Here is a 9,716-nt window from a genome sequence, read left to right as displayed (position 1 = left end):
TACTTTGGGCAAGGACCAAAGTGACCCCGGTCCCGGGGAGGGACGGACTATACGGGCCGGCGCGAATTCAAAGTGTTCACGAAACCCCAAGCAAACGACAAACAAGGCGCCGCAGGCAAAAACCCGTCGAGTAGACGAAAAAAAGCGGCACTCCCGAATACACCAGAAGTACCGCTCTTGCTCAAACAAGCGCCCTAAAATGCCACCCTACCCGGCGCAGAGCGCAAAGAAAAAACCTCAATGCCGCGCAGAATGCGCCAATTTGGAGTGATGCCGCGAATAGCCAAAGTAGACGACCATCCCGATCGCAAGCCAAACCAAGAAAGCGATCCAGGTAATAGCTTGCAGATGCAACATCAAGAACAAACAAGCGGCGACAGCCAAAACCGGCACAACCGGCACCCCAGGACACGTAAAAGCCCGCGGCAACTCAGGATGCGTGCGCCGCAACACAAGCACCGCAATGGACACCATCGAGAAAGCCGCCAAAGTCCCGATATTGATCAACTCGGCGAGCACATTCAAAGGCACCAGGGCGCCGATGAGCCCAAAAAACAGCCCCACGATCCAAGTCGTCAAAAACGGCGTAGCAAAGCGAGGATGCACGCGCGACAGCGCCTTAGGCAACAACCCGTCCCGCGACATCGCGAAGATGATCCGCGTCTGCCCGTAGCTCATCACGAGAATCACGGTCAGCATGCCGAGCACGGCGCCCAGGTCGATGAAGCCCGCAACCCACTTCTGTCCCGCCACTTGCAGCGCGTACGACACCGGGTGCGAAATATTCGCGAACTGCGCCGACGGCACGATGCCCGTCACTACCGCCGCCACCGCCACGTAAAGAACCGCGCAAACGGCCAGCGAAGCGATGATCCCGATCGGCAAGTCCCGCTTCGGATTGCCGACTTCCTCGGCCGCCGACGACACCGCGTCGAACCCGATGAACGCGAAGAACATCACCGCCGCCGCGCCGAACACGCCGTTGAAGCCGTTCGGCATGAACGGATGCCAGTTGGCCGGCGTCACGTGGAACACGCCCACGACGATCACGAGCAGCACCACCGTCACCTTGATCGCGACCATGATGTTGTTCACGCGCGCCGATTCGCGCACCCCCACGGACAGCAGCGCCGTGATCACGAACATCACGAGGAACGCGGGCAGGTTGAAGAGCGTCGTGACGCCGGGCACCGCGCCCGGGGCGGCCGTCAGCGCGACCGGCAGCGAAATGCCGAAGCCCGCGAGCAGCGACTGCAAGTAGCCCGACCAGCCCACCGACACCGCCGATCCCGCCAGCCCGTACTCGAGCATCAAGTCCCAGCCGATGATCCACGCAACCAATTCGCCCAACGTCGCATACGAATACGTATAGATGGAGCCGGCGACCGGAATCGTCGACGCGAATTCCGCATAGGAAAGCGCTGCGAGGCAGCACGCGATCGCGGCGATCACGAACGACACCATCAGCGCCGGACCGGCCTGCACGGCGCCCGTGCCGGTCAGAACGAAGATGCCGGTGCCGATGATCGCGCCGATGCCGAGGAAGGTGAGGTCGAGCGCGCCGAGCGCCTTCTTCAAGCCGGCGGCTTGCGCGCCGGCGATCATGTGTTCAACGTTTTTCTTGCGGAAAAGGGACATTTGGAACGAGGACTCCTGGTTGACGAGCGAGGCGGCAGGCGCCGCGCGCAACGTCTGAATTTCTTTTGAGGAACCCGCGATTTTAGCGGATGTCGCAGCGCCTCTTGGCGGGGTGCGCATAGACGGATGCGTATAAGGCGGGTGCGGATGAAAGGCCGCGGAAAGACTATAGCCAATCCTCTGACTAGACAGAGCGGCTTTTTGAATCGGGGATTTAAGCGGGGATAAAAAAACGGCTCCCTGCGCCGGGCGCGGGAGCCGTTGGGAACAACATCTTTTGATCTCGCGCTGCTTTACAGCGTCTTCTGGCGCCCCCCGTGGCGTTTATGCGGTCATCGCCGGATTGAGGTCGACGAGACGATTGCTCATCACGTAGAAGGTCAACTCGGCGTTGTTGTTGAGTTTCATCTTTTCCAGCAGTCGCGAGCGGTACACGCTCACGGTCTTCACCGACAGCGACAGCGCGTTCGCGATATCGGTCAGGCGCTTGCCCGACGCGAGCATGCACAGCGTCTGATATTCGCGGTCCGACAGCTTTTCGTGCGGCATTTGCTCGCCGTCGAACGAGACGTAGTCGGCAAGCGCCTCCGCCATGGCCGGGCTCACGTACTTGCGGCCCGCAGCGACTTGCTGAATCGCCTCGATCATCTGCGCGGCGTTGACCGTCTTCGACAGGTAGCCGGCCGCGCCCGCTTTCAGCGCGCGCACCGCGTACTGATCCTCGCGGTACATCGAAAACATCATCACCGGCAGCCGCGGCGCCTTGCGCTTCATGCGCTTCAACACTTCGACGCCGTTCATGTCCGGCAGCGAAATGTCGAGCAGGGTCGCGTCGAACACGGTCTTGTCGATGCTCGCGAGCGCCTGCGCGCCGCTGTCGGCCTCGACGACCTCGCGCGCAATGCCTCGATCGAGCAGCAATTGCCGCACGCCCTGGCGCACGATTGCGTGGTCGTCGACGAGGAGGATGCGCAGCGTCATCGGGCCGGCCTCACGAACAGCGAGACGTTGCGGCTCGGCGCGTCGGCTTCGAGCATCGACTGCCACGCGAAGCGCGCGCGCACGGCGGTGCCGCTTGCTTGCGCTGGCTCCTCCTTGCTACCCGGCTTGTGCGACACGATGCGCAGCTTGCCGCCGAACGCGTCGCAGCGCGCGCGCATGCCGGCGAGGCCGAAGCCGCTCGTGTCCTGGCGGGCGCGGCGTCCGATGCCGCGGCCGTCGTCCTCGACGATCACCGTCAGATGGCGGCGGTCGGTCTCGATGCGCACGTTGGCGCACGACGCGCCGGCGTGCTTCGCGACGTTCGAGAGCGCTTCCTGGGCGACGCGGAAGATCGCGAGCGCCGCGCCGTAGGGGAGTTGGGTGATGCGGACGTCGGCGGCGCAGACGAAGCTGGTCTTGAGCCGCGTGCGGGCGGCGAAGCCTTCGGTCCATTGCGACAGCGCACTGACGATGCCGGCGTCGAGCGGGCGCTCGTGCAGGTGCTCGACGATACGGCGGCTCGCGTTGCTCGCGGCGTCGAGCGACTGTTGGGCGACGGCGAGCGACGCCGCGCATTGCGGGTCGGCGTCGGCGGGCAGGCGGTGTTCGGCGTTGGCGAGCGCGAAGCGGGCGGCGGTCAGCTCGGCGCCGACGCTGTCATGCAGCTCCTGCGCCAGATAGGCGCGCGCGTCTTCCTGGGCGTTGGTCAGCTCGGCCGCGAGCTCGCGCACACGTTTGCGCAGCGTCTCGGCTTCGCGCTCGGCGGCGCGCCGGGCCTCGAGATGTTCGGCTTGGGTGAATGGGTCGATGCCGTGAGCGCGGCCCGCCTCGCTTGGCAGCGCAAGCGAGGTGATCGCGTTGATTGGTACGACGATCGACGTATCCATAGCTTTCCCTACGGGTGACACAAGCACACTTCCAGTGCGTCTCAAAAGTCACCGCCAAGACGGTCAAAAAGACGAGGTGCGACGGACAAACGGTAACGACTCAGCGTAACGATTTTTACATCTCGTAACAAATCGGCGCTAACCCTATGATTGTTTCAAAACCTTCCCGCCGCGCCGCGATGATATCCCAAAACAATTTAAAAGTCTGATGTGACAAGGCTTCTAGTGTTGTTTGCCATCAAAGATTCACACGCGCCACGGGTTTTCATGTAGGAAAAACACCGACATGGAAAGTGACGGTAAGGAATTGATTTGTAACGTTCGGACAGGTTGGGAGGAATGGCAGTAACGAGTGCGACCGGCCGCCGAGGCGCATGCGGCAACCCACTGGACATAAAAAAACCGGAGCACGAGGCTCCGGTTCTTTAAGGTATTCGTCAGACTAAACGTGCGCTGATCGCTCTCGATCAGCCGACGAACGCCTTCTCGACGACATAGTGGCCCGGGGCATTGTTGCTGCCTTCCTCGAAGCCGAGACCGTCGAGCAACTCGCGCGTGTCGCGCAGCATGTGCGGGCTGCCGCACAGCATGACGCGGTCGTTCTCTTTCGAGAACGGCGGCACGTCGAGGTCTGCGAACAGCTTCTTGGTGTCGATCAGCTCGGTGATCCGGCCGCGGTTCTGGAACGTTTCGCGCGTGACGGTCGGGTAGTAGACGAGCTTTTCGCTCACCAGCTCGCCGATGTGCTCGTGCGCCGGCAGGTGATCGGTGATGTATTCCTTGTACGCGAGTTCGTCGACGAAACGGCAGGTGTGCGTCAGCACGATCTTTTCGTAGCGGTCGTAGACGTCCGGGTCTTTGATGATCGACATGAACGGCGCGAGGCCCGTGCCCGTCGACAGCAGCCACAGCGTCTTGCCCGGCAGCAGGTTGTCGCACATCAGCGTGCCGGTCGGCTTCTTGCCGATCAGCACCTGGTCGCCCACCTTGAGGTGCTGCAGACGCGAGGTCAGCGGGCCGTCCTGAACCTTGATGCTCAGGAATTCCAGGTTTTCTTCGTAGTTGGCGCTCGCCATGCTGTAGGCGCGGATCAGCGGCTTACCCTCGACTTCGAGGCCGACCATCGTGAATTGGCCGTTTTCGAAGCGGAACCCGGCGTCGCGCGTGCAGGTGAAGCTGAAAAGCGTATCGGTCCAGTGATGGACGGAGAGAACGGTTTGAGAATTCAGGTTGCTCATGGCTTCTAGGAGATGCGTCGCTGCGCCGGGGCGCCGAAGGCGCCGGACAGGGAGTCGCAAAACGACGGGAAAACGCGCATTTTAACCCGGCACACCTTATGCGTCTTCGACACCCCTTACATATCGAAATAACTCGACGGCATAAGGCGCGGGTTTTATCGCTCGGCGACGAGCTTTGCGCCCAGGCCGACCAGCGCGGCGCCGCACAGGCCGTCGATCGGCCGGCGCAGCTTGCGGTAGCCGCGCTGCGTGCGCTCGGACGCGAACATCAGTGCGACGCTGCTGTACCACCCGGCCGACAGCACGCCGATCAACGCGAGCACCACGCCGTAGAACCAGAGCGGCGGATGCGCGGGAAACATCGCCGCGAACACGCTGGTCCAGAACACGCAGGATTTCGGATTCGTAAGACAGGTGAGGAGACCGGAGCGGTACGCGCGCCAGTAGGCCGCGGCGTCGTGTGCCTCGGGCTCGGCGGTGTCCGGGGCGGCGGCGGCCGCCGGTTCGGCCTTGGCGCTCGAGCGCAGCAGCTTGAGGCCAAAGTAGACGAGGTAGACGGCGCCCGTGATCCGAATACCGGTATAGAGCCACTCGATCTGCTGCAGGATGGCCGCGAGCCCGAGCATCGCAAGCGTCGCCCAAGTCACCGATGCCGTGCCCACGCCGAGCGCCGAAGCGGCGCCGAGGCTGCGCCGGCCCGCGAGCGAGAGCTGCGTGATCATGAAGAAATTCGGTCCCGGGCTGATGGCGGCGACCAGGTAGACGACGGCGATTTGCAGCAGGATCGGCAGGTAATGGGCGATGACGAGGCTCGGGCTGGGCGGTGGCGCGAAGCTGCTACTGTACCTGCTTGCTGATAATCGCGAGAGGGAAATCCCTTATACGCGCTTTGCCACTGACACGAACGCTGCCACGCTCATTCGAGCCGCAGCCGCGCCATATACGGCAGATGGTCCGACAGCCAAGCCGTTTCCTGGGCCGGCTGAATCCACTCGACGGGCCGCATGCCGCGCACGAACATCTTGTCGAGCGCGAGCGCCGGCGAGAACGCCGGAAACGTGCGGCCCGATTCGCCGAGCCAGGTCGCCACTTCGCGCAGGCCGAGTTCGCCGAAGAGCGGCACCGAATCATTGCGCCAATCATTGAAATCGCCCGCGAGGACGAGCGGACCAGCGGGCGCCTCGCGCGCGATCCAGTGTGCAATCCAGTTCATCTGACGCAGCCGCGCCGCGCGCGTGAGCGCGAGGTGCGCGCACAGCAGCGTGACCGACTCCCCCGCGAACGCCGCCCGCGCGACGAGCAGCCCACGGCGCTCGAAGCGGTGTGCCGAGATATCCCAGCGTCCGCCGAGATCGAGCGGATGCGGCGACAAGATCGCGTTGCCATGCCGCCACGACGGCTTGAAGACATTCGGCCCGAGCGCGATATCAAGCTCGAGTGAGCGGGCGATTTCAGTCGCCTGGCAATGCCAGACGTCTTCGAGCGGATCGTGGACGACAGGCGCGCCGAAGCTCGTCGCGAGCACCGGGCCGGGCATGCGCCGCGCCATCGCTTCCTGCAGGAAATAGGCGTCGGCGTGTGTCGATTCCACCCAGCGCTGCATCGCATTCCACGCTGTGAAGCCGAGCGGCGAGCGGCCTTTGTGAAGGTTCCAGCTCACCGCGATGAAGTCCTTTTTCAGCGGACTCTCACGTTTCAGTTGTGCAAGTTCTTCGGGATTTCGCATTGCCGCGTCGTTCCCACTTCAATTCGTTTTCAGAGGCGGAACGCTGGCGCGCACGCGGTACACCAGCGTCGGATTCTTGTCGACGATCGTCCACGTCGCCCATTGACCGTTCGGTATCGTCAGTCCCGGGTGGCTCGCCGTGACTTCGCGCGGCTGCGGCGGCAGCTTGCAGCCTTCCACCGTTTGCGGCGCGCTGTCGTCTTCGAGCGTTTCCTGCGCTTCGATCGCGAGCGTCACGGAATCTGGGGTCGCCTGAGTGGGCGATACCGTCAGCGTGCGCGCGAGATCGATGTTGCCCGCCGGCCTGTTCTGGCAGCCGACGTCATGCATGACTTCGTGATGATGCGTATCGGTGTGCGCCTGGCCCACTGTCGTGGTGGCGTCGAAGGAATCGATCTGCTGCCCGTCGCGCATGACCTGCAGTTCCCAGTGCACCGGTGGCTGCGCCGCGGTTTGCGCGTGCGCGGCGATAGACAAGGTGAACAAGGCGGCTGACAGCACGGCGGCACGGGTTTTCCACATCCAGAATCTCTCCACGGCGCTCAAAAAAGCATAGGCGCCCATCTTACGCTCTATCGAAATTACGGTTTTCTGACCGCGCATCGGGGGACGGGTTCAGTTGGCGCGAGCGCGGTCCGTGCGAGGCCCGCCGTATCAGCAGCACAGCGCGTCGGCTGCTCGCTTGCGCACGAATATTGCGTCGCTACACTCAAATCAATGCGTGACGCAATGTGCGCCAAAGCCTGGTATCGCGCGTTATATCGATACCCAATCGGGAATCGGGCCGACCGTCAGCACACACAAAGAGCGAGGTGAGCGATGACAACCGCCATGGTCAAACAGGAACTCGCGTTGGCGTCGTTCAGCCAGGTCTACGATCTCGACGAGGTCGAAACCGCGCTGAACGAACTCGGGGAAGGCGCGAACGAAGCGCTGCGCGTCATGTACGAAAAGATGCTGAAGGCCGGCAACTTGCGCTTTTGCGTGAAGCCGAACCGGATGCCGTCGATCGACGATCTGATCGACGCGCTGCCCAACTTCGCCGAACCGCTCGACGACGTTCGAAAACAAGTCGCGCTGTGCCTCGAAACCGACGACCGGCTCGAACTGATGCCGATCCTCTTGCTCGGCGACCCCGGCATCGGCAAGACGCACTTCGCGAAGCAGCTCTCGCGATTGCTTGGCACATCGTATCAATACGTCGCGATGAGCTCGCTGACGGCGGGCTGGATTTTGTCGGGCGCGTCGTCGCAATGGAAGAACGCGAAACCGGGCAAGGTGTTCGATGCGCTCGTGCACGGCAGCTACGCGAACCCGGTGATCGCGATCGACGAAATCGACAAGGCGAGCGGCGATTCGCAATACGATCCGCTCGGCGCGCTCTACGCGCTGCTCGAACAGGAGACCGCGCGCACCTTCATCGACGAGTTCGCCGAGATTCCGATCAACGCCGGCCACGTGATCTGGATCGCCACCGCCAACGACGAGCGCGCGATCCCCGAGCCGATTCTCGACCGGATGAGTGTCTACGAAATCGCGGCGCCCGATCGCGAAGGCGCGCGGCGTATCGCGCAGTCGATCTACGAAGAGATCCGCTCGGCGCATGTGTGGGGGCAGCGCTTTCCCGCGGCGCTCGCCGACGACACGCTTGACGCGCTCGCGCTGGCTTCGCCGCGCGACATGCGCCGCGCGATCTTGAACGGCTTCGGGGCGGCGCGCGTGGCGGGACGCGATCAAGTGCGTCCCGGCGACATCCGGCTCGAGCATGGCGCACGACGCAAGCCGATCGGTTTTTGAGGCGCTCTGCATGAGGCGCGCCGCTATTTAGTGTGAAAAATCGCCTGATTGAGCGCGAATGCATGAGGTTTCACAAAAGCGATCCGACGCCAATGCCGGTTGGCGCACGATCGTCGCGCTTCTGTCACGTTCCTGTCACGCCGTCCGCAGTAGTTGTATGCATGGGGACATTTGCGCGTTCCTCCAAGTCGTACAATTTGTGTGAAGCGCGAAAGCGAACGATGTGCGCAGCGAGGTTGGCGCACACTATGTCCACCGCGAGTGGAGAGGCGCGGTGCATGGCGCCGCAAGGACAAACACAAATATGGATCAGATCGAATGCGTAGTGATCGGCGCAGGGGTGGTCGGTCTTGCAGTGGCGCGCGCACTGGCGGCGCGCGGACGCGAAGTGATCGTGCTGGAAGCGACCGAGGCTATCGGCACCGGCACGAGTTCGCGCAATAGCGAAGTCATTCACGCGGGCCTCTACTATCCGCGCGGCTCGTTGAAAGCGACGCTCTGCGTGCGCGGCCGCGAAATGCTCTACGAATATTGCGCGGCGCGCGGCGTGCCGCACGAGCGCTGCGGCAAGCTCTTGGTCGCCACGGCGCGCAACCAGATTCCGCAACTCCAGGCGATCGAGGCGCGCGGCAAGGAAAACGGCGTGCTGGACTTGATCCGCATGAGCGGCGACGACGCGCATGAACTCGAGCCTGCGCTATCTTGCGTCGCCGCCGTGTTCTCGCCGCAAACGGGCATCGTCGACAGTCATCAACTGCTGCTCGCGCTTCAAGGCGATGCGGAGAACGATGGCGCGGTGTGCGTGTTTCATGCGCCGGTCGAATCGATCGATTGCCGCAACGGGCGCTTCATCGTGAGCGTCGGCGGCGCGGCGCCGACGACGATCAGCGCGGCGTGCGTCGTCAATAGCGCGGGGCTGCAGGCGAACGCGATCGCACGCAAGATCCACGGGCTCGATCCGCGCCACGTGCCGCCGCTCTATCTGGCTCGCGGCAACTATTTCACCGTGTCGGGACGCGCGCCGTTTTCGCGGCTCGTCTATCCGATGCCGAACGAAGCCGGGCTTGGCGTGCACCTGACGATCGATCTCGGCGGACAGGCGCGCTTCGGTCCCGATGTCGAGTGGATCGATGCGATCAATTACGATGTCGATCCGCATCGCGCCGATTCGTTCTACGCGGCGATCCGCGAGTATTGGCCCGCGCTGCCCGAGGGCGCGCTGCAGCCCGCGTATGCGGGGATTCGTCCGAAGCTCTCGGGGCCGGGCGAGGCGGCGGCCGATTTCGTCATCCAGGGGCCGGCCGCGCATGGCGTGCGAGGGCTCGTGAATCTGTTCGGGATCGAGTCGCCTGGTTTGACGGCGTCGCTCGCGATCGCGCAGCGCGTGTGCGAGGTGGCGGGGCGCGGCTTCTCGAGCAGCTAAGCAATTCCTTATCTCCACCATTTCGG

General features: G+C 63.4%; 9 protein-coding genes. 2 read left to right on the top strand and 7 right to left on the bottom strand.

The genetic code is table 11. From position 1 onward, the window contains the following. Positions 1-237: 237 nt before the first annotated feature. The 7 genes from bcaP to AAHK20_RS31970 form a co-directional block, all read right to left on the bottom strand. Complete coding sequence (bcaP, locus tag AAHK20_RS32000; RefSeq protein WP_449185522.1) at positions 238-1,638, bottom strand: branched-chain amino acid transporter BcaP; 1,401 nt, start codon at positions 1,636-1,638, stop codon at positions 238-240. Between the two features lie 324 nt (positions 1,639-1,962). After that, the gene (gene rqpR / locus AAHK20_RS31995) at positions 1,963-2,619 is read right to left on the bottom strand and encodes a response regulator transcription factor RqpR (RefSeq protein WP_449185521.1); all 657 of its coding nucleotides are present in this window, start codon (positions 2,617-2,619) and stop codon (positions 1,963-1,965) included. Further along, positions 2,616-3,506, bottom strand: a complete 891-nt coding sequence (locus AAHK20_RS31990; protein ID WP_449185520.1) for a sensor histidine kinase — start codon at positions 3,504-3,506, stop codon at positions 2,616-2,618. Before AAHK20_RS31990 ends, rqpR begins: the two co-directional genes overlap by 4 nt. Before the next feature lie 467 nt (positions 3,507-3,973). Beyond that, a complete protein-coding gene (locus AAHK20_RS31985; protein WP_449185519.1) occupies positions 3,974-4,744 on the bottom strand; it encodes a ferredoxin--NADP reductase in 771 nt (256 codons plus the stop codon). Positions 4,745-4,899: 155 nt separating this feature from the next. After that, positions 4,900-5,547 carry a LysE family translocator gene (locus tag AAHK20_RS31980; RefSeq protein WP_449185524.1) on the bottom strand — a complete coding sequence of 216 codons (648 nt, stop codon included), beginning with the start codon at positions 5,545-5,547 and terminating at the stop codon, positions 4,900-4,902. Between the two features lie 113 nt (positions 5,548-5,660). Next, a complete protein-coding gene (locus AAHK20_RS31975; RefSeq protein WP_449185518.1) occupies positions 5,661-6,470 on the bottom strand; it encodes an endonuclease/exonuclease/phosphatase family protein in 810 nt (269 codons plus the stop codon). An 18-nt stretch (positions 6,471-6,488) separates the two neighbouring features. Next, a complete protein-coding gene (locus AAHK20_RS31970) occupies positions 6,489-6,992 on the bottom strand; it encodes a hypothetical protein (RefSeq protein ID WP_449185517.1) in 504 nt (167 codons plus the stop codon). 297 nt (positions 6,993-7,289) lie between these two features. On the opposite strand from AAHK20_RS31970, the gene AAHK20_RS31965 reads away from it, so the two are divergent. Both AAHK20_RS31965 and AAHK20_RS31960 read left to right on the top strand, forming a co-directional pair. Next, on the top strand, positions 7,290-8,267 hold the full coding sequence (locus tag AAHK20_RS31965) for an AAA family ATPase (RefSeq protein ID WP_449185516.1): 978 nt from the start codon (positions 7,290-7,292) through the stop codon (positions 8,265-8,267). 304 nt (positions 8,268-8,571) lie between these two features. After that, positions 8,572-9,690 carry an NAD(P)/FAD-dependent oxidoreductase gene (locus AAHK20_RS31960; RefSeq protein WP_449185515.1) on the top strand — a complete coding sequence of 373 codons (1,119 nt, stop codon included), beginning with the start codon at positions 8,572-8,574 and terminating at the stop codon, positions 9,688-9,690. Positions 9,691-9,716: the final 26 nt, after the last annotated feature.

The sequence above is a fragment of the Trinickia camelliae genome (assembly GCF_053525655.1).
The sequence above is the reverse complement of the archived record's forward strand: the minus strand, read 5'-3'. Positions and strand labels throughout refer to the sequence as shown.